Annotated in this window: 12 protein-coding genes; 8 read left to right on the top strand and 4 right to left on the bottom strand. The window is 73.9% G+C overall.

Going from position 1 to position 16,592, the window contains the following annotated elements:
* Window positions 1-148 precede the first annotated feature (148 nt).
* The 7 genes from B7C62_13890 to B7C62_13860 all read left to right on the top strand — a co-directional run bounded on the left by B7C62_13890 (window position 149) and on the right by B7C62_13860 (window position 9,673).
* Entirely contained in the window at window positions 149-1,699 is a 1,551-nt protein-coding gene (locus tag B7C62_13890) for an AMP-dependent synthetase (protein ID ARF73237.1), read from the top strand.
* A complete protein-coding gene (locus B7C62_13885) occupies window positions 1,696-4,836 on the top strand; it encodes a non-ribosomal peptide synthetase (GenBank protein ID ARF73236.1) in 3,141 nt (1,046 codons plus the stop codon). Before B7C62_13890 ends, B7C62_13885 begins: the two co-directional genes overlap by 4 nt.
* Window positions 4,833-5,066 carry an MbtH protein gene (locus B7C62_13880; protein ARF73235.1) on the top strand — a complete coding sequence of 78 codons (234 nt, stop codon included), beginning with the start codon at window positions 4,833-4,835 and terminating at the stop codon, window positions 5,064-5,066. Before B7C62_13885 ends, B7C62_13880 begins: the two co-directional genes overlap by 4 nt.
* Window positions 5,063-5,347: a hypothetical protein gene (locus B7C62_13875; protein ID ARF73234.1), complete on the top strand. Its 285-nt coding sequence runs from the start codon at window positions 5,063-5,065 to the stop codon at window positions 5,345-5,347. The genes B7C62_13880 and B7C62_13875 overlap by 4 nt, the downstream gene beginning before the upstream one ends.
* Entirely contained in the window at window positions 5,340-6,797 is a 1,458-nt protein-coding gene (locus B7C62_13870; GenBank protein ID ARF73233.1) for a non-ribosomal peptide synthetase condensation domain protein, read from the top strand. The genes B7C62_13875 and B7C62_13870 overlap by 8 nt, the downstream gene beginning before the upstream one ends.
* A complete protein-coding gene (locus B7C62_13865; GenBank protein ID ARF73232.1) occupies window positions 6,794-8,899 on the top strand; it encodes a hypothetical protein in 2,106 nt (701 codons plus the stop codon). The genes B7C62_13870 and B7C62_13865 overlap by 4 nt, the downstream gene beginning before the upstream one ends.
* A gap of 120 nt (window positions 8,900-9,019) precedes the next feature.
* Entirely contained in the window at window positions 9,020-9,673 is a 654-nt protein-coding gene (locus B7C62_13860; protein ARF77154.1) for a TetR family transcriptional regulator, read from the top strand.
* Window positions 9,674-9,753: 80 nt separating this feature from the next.
* On the opposite strand, the gene B7C62_13855 is transcribed toward B7C62_13860, so the two are convergent.
* The 3 genes from B7C62_13855 to B7C62_13845 form a co-directional block, all read right to left on the bottom strand.
* Entirely contained in the window at window positions 9,754-10,656 is a 903-nt protein-coding gene (locus B7C62_13855) for a phosphotransferase (protein ARF73231.1), read from the bottom strand.
* A gap of 102 nt (window positions 10,657-10,758) precedes the next feature.
* A complete protein-coding gene (locus tag B7C62_13850; GenBank protein ID ARF73230.1) occupies window positions 10,759-11,631 on the bottom strand; it encodes a hypothetical protein in 873 nt (290 codons plus the stop codon).
* Between the two features lie 5 nt (window positions 11,632-11,636).
* Window positions 11,637-12,989, bottom strand: a complete 1,353-nt coding sequence (locus B7C62_13845) for a 3-oxoacyl-ACP reductase (protein ID ARF73229.1) — start codon at window positions 12,987-12,989, stop codon at window positions 11,637-11,639.
* 357 nt (window positions 12,990-13,346) lie between these two features.
* Here B7C62_13845 and B7C62_13840 point away from each other — a divergent pair, with 357 nt between their 5' ends.
* Entirely contained in the window at window positions 13,347-15,275 is a 1,929-nt protein-coding gene (locus tag B7C62_13840; GenBank protein ID ARF73228.1) for a long-chain fatty acid--CoA ligase, read from the top strand.
* A gap of 202 nt (window positions 15,276-15,477) precedes the next feature.
* Here the strand turns inward: B7C62_13840 and B7C62_13835 are convergent, their stop codons facing one another.
* Window positions 15,478-16,074, bottom strand: coding sequence for a deaminase (locus tag B7C62_13835; GenBank protein ARF73227.1), 597 nt, complete (start codon window positions 16,072-16,074; stop codon window positions 15,478-15,480).
* Between the last annotated feature and the right edge of the window lie 518 nt (window positions 16,075-16,592).

The raw sequence follows: 16,592 nt of genomic DNA, 5'->3' as shown, positions 1-16,592 counted from the left end.
ACGGCCGGAGCCACGCCCGTACCGACGAGGCCGGGGACGACCGGAGCCACACCCGTACCGACGAGGCCGGGACCGGCCCCGACGGACCCGGCACCGGTACCGACACCCAGGACGACCAGGACTCCACCCGCACCGTAGGGGCAGCCCGATGACCACCGCCCCCCACCGCTCCCCGGCGCCCCCCGTCCGTATCGGCGGGCCCGGCACCCTGCCCGCCCTGCTCGCCCACCGCGCGGGCGCCGAACCGGAGCGTGCCGCGCTGATCTGCGGGCCGCACACGCTGACCTTCGGCGCCTGGTACGGACGGGCCATGGCCCTGGCCGCCGGGCTGCTGGCCCGGGGGCTGGAGCCGGGGGCGCGGATCGTGCTCCGGTACGGCAGCGGGGACTGGACCGCGTACGCCGTCGCGTACTGCGGTGTCCTGCGCGCCGGGCTGGTGGCTGTACCGCTCTCGGACCGGCAGGCCCCCGCCGTCGCCGCCCATGTCCTCGCCGACAGCGGGGCGTCGGGCGTCCTCCACCCGGCCGGCGGCGCACCGCTGCCGCCCGGAGTACTGCCGGACGGGGTGTGGGCGGCCACGGAGGAGGAGGTCGAGGCGGAGGGCGCGGCCCGTACGGCGGTGCCGCGCGCCCCGGACCCCACCGCCACCGCCCAGATCCTCTACACCTCCGGCACCACCGGCACCCCCAAGGGCGTCACCGCCACCCACGCCAACCTGGCGCACGGCTGCACGCTCGACGAGCGCCGCCGCCCGCTGCGCCACTCCCGCCACTTCCTGCATGCCTTCCCCGTCGGCACCAACGCCGGGCAGACCATGCTGGTCAACGCGCTCGACTCGGCCGCCACCGCCGTGGCCGCACCGCAGTTCACCCCGGGACGGTTCGCCCGGCTCGTCGAGGAGTACGCGGTCGGCAGCGTCTTCCTCGTCCCGTCCATGGCCATCGAGCTGCTGAACTCCGGCTCCGCCCGCCGGTACGCCACCGACAGCGTCCGGCTCGTCGGCTCGACCGCCGCCGCCCTGCCGCAGCCGGTCGCGCTCGGCCTGGCCCGCGCCTTCGACCGCGCCCAGATCGTCAACTACTACACCTCCACCGAGGCCGCCCCCGCCCAGGTCACCCTGCTCTTCGACCCCGACCGCCCCGACTCCCCGGGCCGCCCCGCCTCCCTGAGCGACCTGCGCATCACCACCGCCGACGGCACCCCGCTGCCGCCCGGCGAGGCCGGAGAGGTCTGGCTCCGCTCCCCGGCCGCCCCGCGCGCCTACCTCGGCCCGGCCGGGGAGGCGGCGGACGCCGGTGGCGGGGTTTTCCAGGGCCGGTGGGTGCGGATGGGGGACCTCGGGATGCTGGACGAGGAGGGGTATCTGCACCTGCTCGACCGGGAGCGGGACGTGGTCAAGTCCGGTGCGTACAAGGTCTCCACGCTTCAGGTGGAGGACGCGCTGCACGCCCATCCCCAGGTGGTGGACGCCGCCGCGTTCGGCATCCCGCACCCTGTGCTGGGGTCGGTCGTCGCCGCCGCGGTCGTGGTGCGCGGCGAGCTGACCGTACCCGCGCTGCGGACCTTCCTGCTCGACCGGCTGGCCGCCCACGAACTCCCCGCCCGCCTGCTGTTCCGCCCCACCCTGCCGCGCAACGAGGGCGGCAAGATCCTCAAGCGCGAGCTGCGCCTGCTCCTGGACGACGAGGCCCCGCGATGACCACACCCCTTCCCTCCCGCCCCTCCCTCCCGCTCACCCCGGCCCAGCACGGCATGTGGGTCACCGAACAGGTCCTCACCCCCGGTGCCGCCCACCACCTCGCGCTCACCGTCCGGTTCACCACCCCGCCCGGACCGGAGGTGCTCGACGCCCGGTGCGCCCGCGTCCTCGCCCGGCAGCCGGTGCTCTGCTCCCGGATCGACCCGGACGGGCCCGCGCTCGCCCCGGCGACCGGCCCCGCCCCCGTACTGCGCAGGCTGTTCTGCGCCCCGGACGAGGTGGACGCCCTGCTCGCGGAGGAGAGCACCCGGCCGTTCGACCTGACCGGCGGCCCGCTCGTACGGTTCGCGCTGGTGACGGCCGGGGACGGGCCCCAGGTGCTGCATGTCGTCGTCCACCACCTGGTCTTCGACGGCACCTCGAAGGACGTGCTGCTCGCGCTGCTCCTCGGCGTCGACACCCACCCCGGGCCCGCGACCACGCCGGTCGGCACCGCCGAGCCGGACGCCCAAGAAGTTTCCCGGGCACGGGAGTTCTGGGCGGAGCGCTGGCACGACCCGGCGGCCCCCCTCCTCCCGGGCCTGTCCGCCTCCGTACGGGACACCACCGCCCCCGCGCCCGGCGCCGCCCACCCCTTCACCCTCGGGCCCGCGCTGGACGCCCGCCTCACCGACACCGCCGAGGCCCTCGGCACCACCCGGTTCGAGCTCCTCGTCGCCCTCTGGCACACGCTCCTCTTCCGTTACGGCAACCAGGCGCCCGCCACCGCCCTCGAACTGTCGACCCGGCTCCCCGGCGGCCCCGAACGCATCGGGCTGTACGTCAACGAGCTGCCGCTCTTCAGCCACCCGGACCCGGACCGCCCCTTCGCGGACTTCGCCCGGGAGGTCCGTTCCGAGCTCCGGGCGGTCTACGGCCACCGGTCCGTCCCGCTCGGCCGGGCGGTCGGCGGCCTCACCCCCCGTACGGCCATCGCCCCGCTCTCGGTCAGCTACCGCCGCCGCACCGGGTGGGAGGAGGAGCGGGCGCCGGGCACGTACACCGACTGGATCGGCTTCACCCACACCGTACGCAACCTGGCCCACCTCCAACTGGTGGACGGGCCGGGCGGGTTGGCGGGCTCGTTCCAGTACCGCGACGATGCCTTCGAGCCCGGTGCGCCCGCCCGGATCATCGGCCACTTCCGTACGCTGCTCGACGCCGTACTGACCGCGCCGGGAGCCACCGAGACCCCGCTCGCCGCTCTGCCGCTGCTGGCGGCCGACGAGCTGGAAGCGGCCCTGCGTACGGGCAACGACCTGCCGGCCGCCTGCCCGGGCGATGCCACGGTGGTGTCGATGTTCGCGGACCGGGTGGCGGCGGACCCGGACGCCGTGGCGGTGGTGACGGCGGAGGGCGCGGAGCTGTCGTACGGCGAACTCGACGCTCACGTCCGGGTGTTCGCGGACCGGCTGGCCGCCGCCGGGCTCGGTGCCGGGGACCTGGTGGGCGTGCAGGTCACCCGGTCCGTGGGCGAACTGGTCTCCGTACTGGGCGTGCTGACGGCCGGGGCGGCCCATGTGCCCCTGGACCCCGGCTATCCGGCCGAGCGGCTGGAGTTCGTACGGTCGGACGCGGGCCTCGCGGCGCTCGTGGTGGAGGGCCCGGCGCCGGAGGGTCTTCCGGCGGGCCTGACCGTCCTGGCCCCCGACGCGGGGGAGGGGCCGGTGCCGGGAGGTTCCCGCGCCTCCGGTCCGGCCGCCGGGGACCCCGCGTACGTCATCTACACCTCGGGCTCCACCGGGCGCCCCAAGGGCGTGGAGATCCCGCACCGCGCGCTGGCCAACCTGCTGGCGACCATGGCGGACCACATCGGGGCGGACCCCGGGGACCGGTGGCTCGGGCTCACCTCGCTCTCCTTCGACATCTCCACGGTGGAGCTGCTGCTGCCCCTGACGACCGGGGCGCGCGTCGTTCTCGTACCGGAGGAGCAGCAGCGCGACGGCTCCGCCCTGGTCAAGCTGATCGACACCCACGAAGTCACCCATGTCCAGGCCACGCCGAGCAGTTGGCGGCTGATGCTGGCCGCCGGGCTCCACCACCCGGGGCTGGTGGCCATCGCGGGCGGCGAGGCGCTGCCGGGGCCGCTGGCGGACGAACTCGGCGCAGCCTGCGGACGGTTGGTCAACGTCTACGGCCCCACCGAGACCACCGTGTGGTCCACCCTGGCCCACCTCACCACCGGCACCCCCGTCACGATCGGCCGCCCGCTGGCCGCGACCCGGGCGTACGTCCTCGACGAACACGGCACGCCCGTACCCGACTTCATCCCCGGCGAACTCCACCTCGGCGGTACGGGCGTGGCCCACGGCTACCGGGGGCGCCCCGGGCTCACCGCCCAGCGCTTCGTCCCCGACCCCTGGGGCCCGCCCGGCTCCCGGCTCTACCGGACCGGCGACCTCGTGCGCCGACTCCCGGACGGACGGCTGGAGTTCGCGGGCCGTCTCGACAGCCAGGTGAAGCTGCGCGGCCACCGGATCGAGCTGGGGGAGATCGAGGCCCGGCTCGTCGGGCACGACCGGGTGTCCCAGGCGGTCGTGGTCCTGGACGGCGGGGACGGCGAAGGTGCGGGCGAGGACGGCGCCCGGCTGGTGGCGTACGTCGTCGGGGCGGGGTCGCCCCCGGCCCAGGCCCCGGCCGCCGAGGAGCTGCGCGAGCACCTCGCCCGCGTCCTGCCCGCCGCGATGGTACCGGCGGTCTGGGTCCCGCTGCCCGAGCTGCCCCTGACCCCCAACGGCAAGGTCGACCGGGCGCGGCTGCCCGAGCCGCCGAGGGTCCGGCCGGAGGCCCCCGGGGCCTACGCGGGCCCCGGGGCCACGGCGGAGGACGGGGTCGACGCCGTGGTGCGGGAGATCTGGCAGGAGGTGCTGCGGCTGGACGACATCGGCCCCGACGAGGACCTGTTCGACCTCGGCGGCCACTCGTTGACGATCACCGCCATCGCGGCCCGTATCCGGAAACGGCTCGGCGTCGAGGTCCCGCTCGACGTCTTCTTCGACACCCCCACGCTCGCCGGTGTGTCGGACGCGGTGAACGGACTCCAGCAGACAGCAAGCAGTGCGGCAAGCAGTACGGAAGAGAGAGAAGAGCGGCGATGAGTGACGCGACGGTGTACCAGGTGGTCGTCAACGACGAGGAGCAGCACGCGCTCTGGCCCGCCCGGACGGCCCCGCCGGTCGGCTGGCGTGTGGAGGGCTTCCGGGGGTCGGAGGAGGAGTGCATGGCACACGTGGACCGGGTGTGGCCCGACATCCGGCCGCTCTCGCTGCGCCGCCGCCTGGCGGATGCGGCGGACACCTCCGCCGCCTCGTCGGCGGTGGACGGGTGACGGCCGGGACGGAAGCCCGGTCCGTGCTGCGCGCCCGGGTCGCGGGGCTGGTCTCCGGGGCGACCGACGGGGAGGTGACCGAGGCCGAGATCCTGGCGGGCGGCGGTTCGCTGACCGCGCTCGGGGTCACCTCGCTGGCGTTCCTCCGGCTGATCGACACGGTGGAGGAGGAGTTCGGGATCGTCCTGGACCTGGACGGCCCGTTCCGCTTCCTGGACGACCTCGACGGCCTGGTGGACCAGATCGCCGAGCTGGGGGGAGGCGACGGGGGCCATGGCTGAGGGGGGCGTAGAAGCGGGCAGGGCGGGCTTCGGTGAGGAGACCGTCGCCGTGGAGTTCGGCGGTGACCGTACCGGCCGGGCGCCGCTGACCTGGGGGCAACGTGCCATCTGGCACGCGATCCGCCGTACCGCCCCGAACGACCACTACTTCAACATCGGCCGCGTCCTCCCGCTCGCCGACCGGGGCCGCCCCGCGACCGTGGCGGAGGCGGTCCGGGCGGTCGCCGCGCTGATGGAGCGTCACGAGGCCCTGCGTACAAGGCTGGAGCTGTCCTCCGACGGCGGCGAGGCGTCCCAGGACCTCGCCGCCACCGGCACCCTCCCGGTCACCCTCGCCCACGCCCCGGACGAGGCCGAGGCCGAACGCACGGCACACGCCCTCCTGGACCGGCTCTCCGCCACCCGCTTCGCCTACGCCTCCGAATGGCCGGTCCGGGCCGCCCTGGTGGCGGTCGGGGACCGGGTCACCCACGCCGTCCTGGCCCTCTGCCACCTGGCGGCGGACGGCCACGGCGCGGAGGTCCTCGTACGGGACCTGCGCCTCCTGGTCCGCCGGGGCTCGGCCGGACGCCCGCCCGCCACCACCCCCCTGGACCTGGCCCGGGAGCAGCACGGCGAGACGGGCAGGCGGCGGGGCGCGGCGGCCCTGGCGCACTGGGAGGCGGGGTACCGGGCGGCCCCCGCCACGATGTTCCCCGACCCGGTCGCCGCGCCCCGCGCCCCCCGCTTCTGGACCGGCCGGATCGTCTCCCCGGCGCTGGCCAGGGCGGTCGCGGCGGTCGCCACCGCCCACCGGGTCAGCGGTTCCACGGTGCTGCTGACGGCGGCGGCGGTGCTGGTGGCCGCCGGACAGGGGCACCGTACGGCGGCGGTCATGCCGATCGTCGGCAACCGCACCTCCGCCGCCCACCGCGACCTGGTGACCACGCTGTCGCAGGACGGCCTCTTCGTCCTGGACACCGGCACCCCTCAGGACACCTCGACCTTCACCGATCTGCTGCCCACCGCCTACCGCGCGGCCCTGCGCGCCTACCGGGCCGCCGTTTACGACCCGGTGGAGTGGGACGCGCTCGGGGAGCGGCTGCGGACGGAGTCCGGGGCCGAGGTCCACCCGTACTGCTGCTTCAACGACATGCGCCTGGTCGAGCGCCCCGCCCCGCCCGGCCCGGCGCCCACCGCCGCCGGACTCGCGGAGCTGCGCGACCGTACGGTGTTCGGCTTCCCGGCCACCCAGGAACGGGTCGCCTGCCGCTACTGTCTGCACATCACCGAGGAGGGTGACGCGCTCGCGGTGTCGTTGACCGCCGATACGGTGTACCTGCCGCCGGAGATGATCCGTGCGCACCTGTACGGCATCGAGGAGCTGGTCGTCGCCTCGGCGTCCGGCCGGGCACCACTCCTGACCGGGGTGGGGGAGCTGCTGGAGACGGCGGGAAAGGCGCGGGCATGACTGCTGAAGGCACCACGGCCACCGAAGGGCCCGCGATCGCCGGACGGACAGCGGCCACCCAAGGGCCGTTGTCCACCGGGCAGTCGGCGGCTACCGAAGGGCACCTGCCCACCGGGCAGTTCGCGGCCACCGAAGGGTTCGCGACCACCGGGCAGATCGTGGCCACCGAAGGGCTGCCGCCGGGCGAACCGCTCCGGGCCTGGGCCGACCGCACCTCCTGCGTCCAGGGCGGCGCGCTGGCCTTCCACCTGATGGGCGCCGGAGCATCGGCCGTACGGGTCAGGGTCACCGACGTCGTCAGCGAGCAGACCCGCCTCACCGCGACGGTGCACGCCCCCGACTGGACCCTCCTTGTCCCCGAGGAGTGGCCCAGCTCCCTCTACCGCGCCACCTTCGACGTACCGCTGGAGAACCGCCCCGCCACCGACGAGGCCGAACACGAGGTCTGGTTCGCCGTGCGCGCCGCCCGCCCTGGCACCGCCTCCCGCATCCTCCTCTCCATCCCCTTCGCCACCTGGCGGGCCTACACCTACGCCGGGAAGCCGCAGCAGGGCCTGTACTACTCCGAGCAGCCCGACCGCGCGCCCCAGGTGTCCTTCGCCTCGCCGGGCGGCGGCCCGCCGCCCGAGCGCTGGGAGGAGGGGCTGCTGCGCTGGCTCCCCGGCGCGGGCTACCCGGTCGACTTCTGCTCCGGTCTCGACCTCCACAAGGGCGACGAACTCCTCTCGCACTACAGCTTGTTGGTGGTGAACGGCCATGACGAGTACTGGTCGATGGAGATGCGCGACAGTGTCGAGAACTTCGCCCGGCGCGGCGGCAACATCGCCTTCTTCGCTGCCAACACCGCTTGGTGGCAGATGCGGTTGGAGGACTACGGGCGCACCATGGTCTGCTACCGGGACGCGGTCGCGGACCCGGTGACGGCGACCGACCCGCGCCGCGCCACCGTCGAGTGGTCCAGCGCCCCCGTCGACCGCCCGGAGAACACGATGACCGGCCTCAGCTTCCGCCGGGGCGCGGGTGCCTGGGGCGAGGGCATGGCGGTGATGGGGAAGGAGGCGTACACGGTCCGGTTCGCGGACCACTGGGCCTTCGCGGGCACCGGCCTGACCGACGGCGAACCCTTCGCGCGCGGCGCCCTCGGCTACGAGACGGACGCCTGCGCGCTGGAGTGGACCGGCGACGTTCCGCGGGCGACGGGCACGGACGGCACCCCGGGCTCCTTCGTCGTGCTGGCCACCGCCGACCTGCGGCACTGGCGGGAGTACGGGCAGGGCGGGGAGGCCACGATGGGCGTCTTCCGGCTCGGCGCGGGCACGGTGTTCAACGCCGGGACGATCAACTGGGGGAGCGTCCTCGCGGACGACCCGGTCGCCGACCGCATCACCCGCAACGTCCTGGACCGGCTGAGCGGCGCGGCCCCCGGCGACGGCTGGGACACGGCGGGCGGGCCGGACGAGGTGCGCGCGCTCGCGGCCTGCGCGTCCGTGCTGTTCGGCGCGGACACCCGGGGCAGGCTGCTCTGCCGGGAGGTGTCCGGCCAGAACCTGCCGTGGCGCCCGGTTGGTCTCGCCCCCGGCGTACGGGCGCTGGCCGCCGGACGCGAGGCGGCGGGCGGCCTGCCGCTGGAGCTGTACGCGGCGACGGAGGACGGCCGTCTGCTGCGCCGCGACCCGGTACCGGGCCCGGTGACCGGGGACGCGGCCGGGGAGTGGACGGAGGCGGGGCAGGTGCCCCCGGGGACGACCGGTCTCGCGCTCTGCGACGCCGGACTCTTCGCCGTCACCCCGCACGACGACACCTTGCACTACCTCTCCGCGCTCGCCCCGGACGGGCCGTGGCGCGTGCTGGGGGACGCGGGCGGCGCGGTCGCCCTGACGACCCTGAACTGCCGCCTCTGGGCGGTCACCGCCGACGGCCGGCTGCGCACCCGGCTCCCGGTGGGCCCGTCCGACGGCCCGGTCCCGTTCGCCGACGCGGGGACGCCGGGCCCGCCGCCCCACCCCCGTACGACGCTCGCCGCCCATGCCGGGGTGCTGTACGCGACGGCTCCGGGCGCACCGCTGCTGCTGTGCGCGAGGCCCGTGCTGCCGCCCCGCTGAGGGCTTCGCGTACGACGCCGGGGGCGGGGCGCCGTACCCTGGGCAAGTGCGGGTGGCAGGGTCGGGAGGAAGTCGGACGTGGGTGCGGTGACGGGCGCGGGCGCGGCGAGGGGCAAGCGGATGCCGCGCGCCGTGCGGGAGCGGCAGATGATGGACGCCGCGGTGCAGACGTTCGGGCAGCGGGGCTACCGGGCCGCCTCCATGGACGAGATCGCGGAGCTGGCGGGCGTCTCCAAGCCGTTGGTCTACCTCTACCTGCACTCCAAGGAGGACCTGTTCTCCGCCTGTATCCGGCGCGAGGCGCAGGCCCTGGTGGCGGCGGTACGGGCCGGGGTGGACCCGGAGCTGCCCGCAGACGGCCAACTCTGGTCGGGGCTGCGGGCGTTCTTCACGCACACCGCCGAGAACCCGGACGGCTGGGCGGTCCTGCACCGCCAGGCGCGTTCGCACGGGGAGCCGTTCATCAGCGAGGTCGTGGTGATGCGTGACGAGATCGTCGCGTTCGTGACGGCGTTGATCGGCGCCGCAGCCCGCGAGGCGCACCGCGACCCTGCCCTCGCGGACCGCGATGTGGCGGGCCTCGCGCAGGCGTTGGTGGGCGCCGCCGAGTCGCTGGCGGGCTGGGCCAACGACACCTCGGACGTCTCGGCGAAGGAGGCCGCAGCGACCTTGATGAACTTCGCCTGGGCGGGCCTGGAGAACCTGATGCACGCCCGTCCCTGGCAGCCTCCGGCGGACGTTTCCCGGGGGAGCGCGGACGACGGAACCTCCTGACAGCGGCGCACTTCGGCGGCAGCCCGCCGTCGGCAATCCGGGCCCGCCGTCCGCAATCCAGGCCCGCCGACCGTCGTCCGTCAGCGGTATCCCGTCAGACCGTCCGCGAGCTCCTCCTCGTCGCCGTCGAGGAGGGCGTACAGGGCCTGCTGAAGGGCGAACGTGCCGCGGATCGCGTCCACGCGGGTGGTGAGCCCGCTGTCCGACCGGTCGCCGCCCAGGGCGATTACCCGCTCCAGGAGTTGACGGCCGTGCCCGGCGCCGATGGCCGCGAGATCCTCGGCGGGGTCGCCGAGCTCGACGCCGTCCCAGTCGAGTACTCCGGAAAGGCGCGGCAGGCCGTCCGTCCACTCCCACAGGACGTTTTCGGGCCCGAGGTCACCGTGCACCACGGCCCGGGTGAGGTGGGGAAGGCTCTGGACCGCCGTGAGCTCCCGCTCGGCCCGCCGACGCCCCTGGCCGGACAGCAGCGGGAACAGCTCGGCGCGGACGCTCTCCGCGAAGCGCTGCCACCGGTCGGGTGCCGCCTCGGGCAGAACCGCCCGTACGGCCCCGTCGGCACCGGCCCGGTCCAGCCCGGCCAGCACCGTGGCGTACTGCGCCGCCACGCTCTCGGCCACCCGGGCACGGGCATCGGCGTCTGCATCTGCATCTGCATCTGCATCGCGGAGCGCGTCGGCGTCCAGTGGTTCTCCGGGAATGCGGCTGAGCACCAGGAACGGCGTCCCGTCGGCGCCGGGGGCACTGTCATGGAGCAGCGGCTCGGGTGTGCGGAAGCCGAGGTCGAGCGGGGCGAGCGCGCGCAGTGCGGCGACCCGCTCGGGCAGACGGCCCGCTGCCGCCGGGGTGCGGGGCAGACACACGACACGGTCCGAGCCCATGACGACGTCATGGAACTGCCCCTGACGCACGGCAAGTTCATCCGCCTGGTCATCGGGCAGCAGACGGCTCAGCAGAGCCCGGTGCGTCGTAAGGATGCTCACGCGTGTGTCCTTGGTTCAAGGGGACGGGACTGGGGCACCGGCGGCCGAGGTGACCGCCGCCGCCCCCATCAAACCGCCCCCGACGACCGACGGGCCAAGCCTTTACGGCGAACCCGCGAGGCCGACGTACGGCAGCCCCCGGCCGTCGTGCCTCGTGACTTTTCCGGCGAGGTGCGTACGCCCGTCCCGGCCGCGCAGGACGAAGGCTGCTCCCGCCGGGTCGGCCGCGTACGTCACGGTGGCGGGCAGCAGGACGGGAGCCCGGAAGTCGGCCCGTACGGTACGGAGTTCACCGTGCTGCCCGGCCGCCTCGGCCAGACAGCGGGCCACCGTCCACATGCCGTGCGCGATGGCCCGGGGGAAGCCGAAGAGGCGGGCGGTGAGCGGGTGGAGGTGGATCGGGTTGCGGTCGCCGGAGACGGCTCCGTACCGTCGCCCGAGATCGCCGGGGAGCCGCCACTCGGCGACGGCGGGGAGCTCGGGCCCCTGTCGGACACTCGCCTCCTCCCGCCTTTTCTTCGTGTGCCGCGACAGATACCCGCTGCGCGACTCCCAGACCAGCTCCCCGCCGACGCGCGCCTCGGTCACCAGGGTGACTTCGGTGCCACGGCGGTGGGGCGTCAACTCGCCTGCGTAAACCTTCAGTTCGATGGGCTCGGCGGCCTGCACCGGCCGATGGCTGCCGATCTCGATCCATGTGTGGACGAGCCCGACGACGGGCAGCGGGAAGCCCCGCCCGGTCATCAGCCGCATGGCGAGGGGGAAGCCCAGGACGTGGGGGTACGTGACCGGGAGCGGCCCCTGGCCGGGGAAGCCGCAGAGGGAGCGGTACGCGGCGAGGGGGCCGGGCGCGGTGGGGGCGGCCGGGAGGGTGAGGCGGGCGGCGGGCAGGGTGGCGCCCGGCCGTCCGGCGTGCTTGAACGGTGAGGTGACGGCCGCGCGTACGAGGGAGGTGCTCAGTCCGGACCCGGTCATCACGCTCACGCCCCCAGCAGGCTCTGGCCGCAGACGCGCAGCACCTGGCCGTTGACGGCGGCGGAGTCGGGCCGGGCGAACCAGGCGACGGCCTCGGCGACATCGACCGGAAGGCCGCCCTGGGAAAGGGAGTTCAGACGGCGGCCCGCCTCGCGGATGAAGAGCGGTACGGCGGCCGTCATCCTGGTCTCGATGAAACCGGGCGCCACCGCGTTGACCGTGACGCCGTGGTCGGTGGCGGCGCGCGGGCCGAGCGAACGGACGAGACCGATGATCCCGGCCTTGCTCGCCGCGTAGTTGGTCTGCCCGGTGTTCCCGGCGATGCCCGCGATGGAGGCGGTGGCGACGATCCGGCCGCCGCGCGTGATGGCGCCGGACTTCAGCAGCTCGTCGGTGGTGCGGAGCACGCTGTCGAGGTTGACCTCGATGACCGATGTCCAGTGACCGGCGGGCATGTTGGCGAGGCGGCGATCGCGGGTGATCCCCGCGTTGTGGACGAGGACGCCGAGCCCGTCCGGTGCGGCGGCGGCGATGCGTTCGGCGGCGTCGGGCGCGGTGATGTCCAGCGGGAGGGCGGTGGCGCCGAGCCGGTCGGCGGTACGTGCCAGCTCCTCGCGCACTCCTGGCACGTCCAGGGCGATGACCCGGGCCCCGTCGCGGGCGAGCACGGAGGCGACGGCGGCGCCGATGCCGCGGGCGGCCCCGGTGACCAGGGCGGTGCGGCCGGTGAGCGGGGCGGCGGGGTCGGTGAGGGGGTCGGCTACGGGGCCGGGGCCGGGGGCTTCGGCGGTGATCTCGATGACCTGGCCGCTGACGTAGGCGGAGCGCGGGGAGAGCAGGAAGCGCAGGGTGGACTCGGAGGCTTCCGCTGTCCCGCCGCCACCACCGGGAACCCGTACGAGCTGGACGGTGGAGCCCCGCCCGATCTCCTTCGCCAGCGACCGGACGAACCCCTCCAACGCCTGCTGGGCGGCGGCCTGGTGGTGGTCGGCGGGGGAGGGCACCGTACCGAGGACGACGACCCGCCCGCCCGGCGCGAGGGAGCGGACGACGGGGTGCAGGGCGGCGTACACGTCCCCGAGCCCGGCGGCGCTGGCGACCCCGGTGGCGTCGAGGACGATCGCGGCGGTCCGGTCGGCCCGGCCGGAGCCCCCGACCACCGGCAGCCCGACCCGGTCCAGCACCTCCGCGACCCCCGCGACCGCGGGAACCCCCGCCGTCAGGTGCAGCAGCGCCCCGTCGAGCCGCGGGGTTTCCGGGGACCAGCGGAGCAGGGGGGTGGGCCGGGGGAGGCCGAGACGGCGGGTGAGGAAGCGGCCGGGGGCTGTGCCGGTGAGGTGCAGATAGCGATCGGCCATTGTCCTGACTCCCTGCTCGGTCGTAGATTTACTCCGGAGTAAGGTTACTGAAGAGTCAGGAGCTGGTCGAGATGAACGATTCCGGAGGCTGTCCGCGACGGCGACCCGGGTGAGGCCCAGGGGGGCGGTCCGGTTGACGCCCTGGCTGAGGGCCAGGGCGGCCGGTCCGGTTGATGCCCTGCGCGACGCCCTGGTTGACGCCCCGGGTGACACCTGGACGGCAGCCCACCGGAGCCCCCGTGATCCCTTCCCTTCCCTCCCCGCCCTGCCTCCTGCCTCCCCGCCTGATTGCTCGCTTGCCGGACGGACGACCCGGCGACAAGACCCGCCCGACCCCCCGCCACCGAGGAGCCGCACGTGTCAACGCCTTCATCCGCCCCCGTAACCCCAACTCCCCAGGCCGCACCGGTCCTTGTGGAGCCGACGAAGAGGAGAGGCCCGGACGGAAGGGTCCAGGAGGTCTCCGTACCGCCGTTCGCGCCCCAGGTGCTGCGGGGTTCGCTGGCGGAGATCCCGTTCGACAACGCCCGCCAGGCCCCGGCGGAGGCGGTGCTGAGCCGGAAGGACGCCGAGGGGACCTGGCACGACGTGACCGCGGCCGACTTCGCCGCCGAGGTGCTGGCGGTCGCGAAGGGCCTGATGGCGGAGGGGCTGCGGGCGGGCGACCGGATCGCGATCATGGCCCGTACGACGTACGAGTGGACGCTGCTGGACTTCGCGTCCTGGGCGGCCGGCCTGGTGACGGTCCCGATCTACCCCACCTCGTCCGCCTTCCAGGCCCGCTGGATTCTCCAGGACTCGGGTGCGGTGGCCTGCGCGGTGGAGACGACGGCGCAGGGCCGCCTGATCAGCCAGGAACGCAGGCAGCTGGGCGACTTGGCGCATCTGTGGCAGTTCGACACGGGGGCGATCGCCCACCTCAGGTCGCTGGGCAGGCACATCCCCGACGAGGCGGTGTCGGCGCGCCGCGCCACGTTGGAACCGGAGAGCCCGGCCACCCTGATCTACACCTCGGGCACGACGGGCCGCCCGAAGGGCTGCGTGATCACCCACGGCAACTTCTTCGCGGAGGTGGACAACGCGATCGAACTCCTCCACCCGGTCTTCAAGTCCGTCTCGAAGGACCCGGCTTCGACGCTTCTCTTCCTCCCCCTCTCCCATGTCTTCGGCCGGATGGTGGCGATCGGCTGTATGCGGGCGCGAGTCCGCCTCGGCCACGCCCCCTCCATCCAGACGGAAGACCTGCTGGCCGACCTGGCGGGCTTCCGCCCGACCTTCCTCCTCGCCATCCCGTACGTACTGGAGAAGGTCTACAACACGGGCCGGGCGACGGCCGAGAAGATGGGCCGGGCCTCGTCGTTCGACCGGGCGGCCCGCATAGCGCAGCGCTACGGCAAGGCAGTTGAGGCCGCCGAACACGGTACGGGCCCGGGCCCCGGCTTCGGCCTGCGCGCCGCCCGAGCCCTGTACGACCCCCTGGTCTACCGCCGTATCAGGGCGGCGCTGGGCGGCAGGGTCCGGTACGTGATCTGCGGCGGCTCCCCGCTGGGCCGCCGACTGGCCTCCTTCTACGAGGGCGCGGGCATCGGCATCTTCGAGGGCTACGGCCTGACGGAGACGACGGCGGCCCACACGGTGACCCCACCCCTCAAACCCCGCCTGGGCACGGTGGGTTGGCCCCTCCCCGGCACATCGGTACGCATAGCGGAGGACGGCGAGGTGTTGCTGCGGGGCGGCCAGGTGTTCCGGGGCTACTGGGACACGGAACGCGCGGAGCCGGTCCCGTACCTCCTGGACGGCGGCTGGTTCCCGACGGGCGACCTGGGCACACTGGACGAGGACGGCTACCTGACGATCACGGGCCGCAAGAAGGACATCATCATCACGTCGGGCGGCAAGAACGTCACCCCCGCCCCTCTGGAGGACTGGCTCCGCGCCCACCCCCTGGTCGGCCAGTGCATGGTGGTCGGCGACAACCGCCCGTACATTACGGCCCTGATCACCCTGGAGCCGGACGGCCTCCACCACTGGCGCCAGATGACGAAGAAACAGGACGTGCCGCTCAGGGAGTTGGTCCACGACGAGGAGCTGCGCACGTCGCTCCAGAAGGCGGTGGACGAGGCGAACCGCCTGGTGTCGCGGGCGGAGTCGATCCGTAAGTTCACTGTCCTGCCAGTGGACTTCACGGAGGAACGCGGCCACTTGACGCCGTCGCTGAAGCTGAAGCGGGAGGCGATCGCGCGGGACTTCACGGCGGAGATAGAGGAGTTGTACCGGCGGAGGTGAGGGGGTGGGTGCCGCACCCGGCGGTTTATTGCTTGCTCCACTGACGGGGGAGAGGGCGCGGTCCGCGAGCCAGCTTGAACACCCCGCGCTGCTCACCTCTGTTGCAGCCGTCCACGGCCTTGGCGCCGCGGCACGGCGGCGCTTGCGTGACCCTCTGAGCGCGCCCGCGCCCGGCCTCCACAAGCGCCGCTCGTCCGAGCGTTCAGCTGCCGACGCGCGTGTACGTGAGGAACACCGCGCCGCTCTTGAGGGCGGTGTGGTCTGCGAGTGTCCAGGTGCGCGGGTCGAAGGCAGCCTTGCGGGAGAACAGCGGAATCCCGTCGCCGATGGTCAGCGGGCCGAGTTTGATGATGAGCGTGTCGATCTCGGCGTACAGGGAGCCCGCGAGTTCGGCGCCGCCCAGGAGCCAGATGTCCTTGCCGTCCTGCTGCTTGAGTTCGCGCACGGTCGCCACCGGGTCGTCGGCGACCAATTCGACGGCCGGGTCCGGGCTCTCGGTCAGGGTCCGGGAAAACACCAGGTGACGCAGGTGGGGGTAGGCGTCGGTGATACCGGCCGCAAGACCGATCTCGTAGCTGCGCCGCCCCTCCAGCACGGTGTCGAAGTGCGTGCCCTCCGCCGTGACGGACAGAGCCTGCCGGGCATGGACGGGCAGCGTCTCCGGGTACTCGGCCACGAGGTGTTGTATGTAGTCCTCCGGTATGGGCCAGAAGCCGTTGGGACCGGTGGGGTCCCCGCCGTCCGGGCCCGCGATGAAGCCATCGAGGGTGGTGGCGATGTAGTGGACGAGTCTGCGCATGCCGGGTCCCTTCCGTTGGTCACGCTGTCGCAACTACGGCCCGGTACTGCCGGATGGCATGCCGAGGTGCGAGGCCGCCAAGCGATCATGGCATCCGCCCACCCGGCGCGGGCGCCGTGCCGTTCAATCCCGTGAACATTGGCCCACGCGCCAGGGTTCAACTGCTGCCCGAGTCAGCTGACAAACGCTGTCACTTGAAGTGGGCAAAGCCAGGGGTGATATGCCTGTTTCTCAAGAAGTAAGTAAAAACGAGCCTCGCGCCACATAAACCCGCAGGTCACGAACTGGTGCTCCCCGCGCATGCGGGGGTGGTCCCTCAAGCGGGCGCATCACGACCGGGTCGGACTGGTGCATGATCGTGGAGACATCGGCCCCCTTCGCGGGATACGACATGGCGGAGTCAGGCCGCGTCGAGGTGGCACCGATGAGCGGCGAGACCCCGTTCGCGGGCCACCTTGGCGAGACGGTGCTGGCAGTCAGCGAAGCGAGCGTCCCGGTCAACGCACCAGCCACGGCGT

The sequence above is a fragment of the Kitasatospora albolonga genome, from assembly GCA_002082585.1.
GTDB lineage: Bacteria > Actinomycetota > Actinomycetes > Streptomycetales > Streptomycetaceae > Streptomyces > Streptomyces stephensoniae.
Note: the sequence above shows the minus strand (reverse complement) of the source record. Positions and strands in the feature narration are given on the sequence as shown.

Coding starts and splice junctions, on each gene's coding strand:
- B7C62_13885 (ARF73236.1), top strand. CDS start 1,696: ATGACCACACCCCTTCCCTCCCGCCCCTCCCTCCCGCTCACCCCGGCC.
- B7C62_13860 (ARF77154.1), top strand. CDS start 9,020: ATGCCGCGCGCCGTGCGGGAGCGGCAGATGATGGACGCCGCGGTGCAG.
- B7C62_13890 (ARF73237.1), top strand. CDS start 149: ATGACCACCGCCCCCCACCGCTCCCCGGCGCCCCCCGTCCGTATCGGC.
- B7C62_13845 (ARF73229.1), bottom strand. CDS start 12,989: ATGGCCGATCGCTATCTGCACCTCACCGGCACAGCCCCCGGCCGCTTC.
- B7C62_13835 (ARF73227.1), bottom strand. CDS start 16,074: ATGCGCAGACTCGTCCACTACATCGCCACCACCCTCGATGGCTTCATC.
- B7C62_13865 (ARF73232.1), top strand. CDS start 6,794: ATGACTGCTGAAGGCACCACGGCCACCGAAGGGCCCGCGATCGCCGGA.
- B7C62_13880 (ARF73235.1), top strand. CDS start 4,833: ATGAGTGACGCGACGGTGTACCAGGTGGTCGTCAACGACGAGGAGCAG.
- B7C62_13850 (ARF73230.1), bottom strand. CDS start 11,631: ATGACCGGGTCCGGACTGAGCACCTCCCTCGTACGCGCGGCCGTCACC.
- B7C62_13870 (ARF73233.1), top strand. CDS start 5,340: ATGGCTGAGGGGGGCGTAGAAGCGGGCAGGGCGGGCTTCGGTGAGGAG.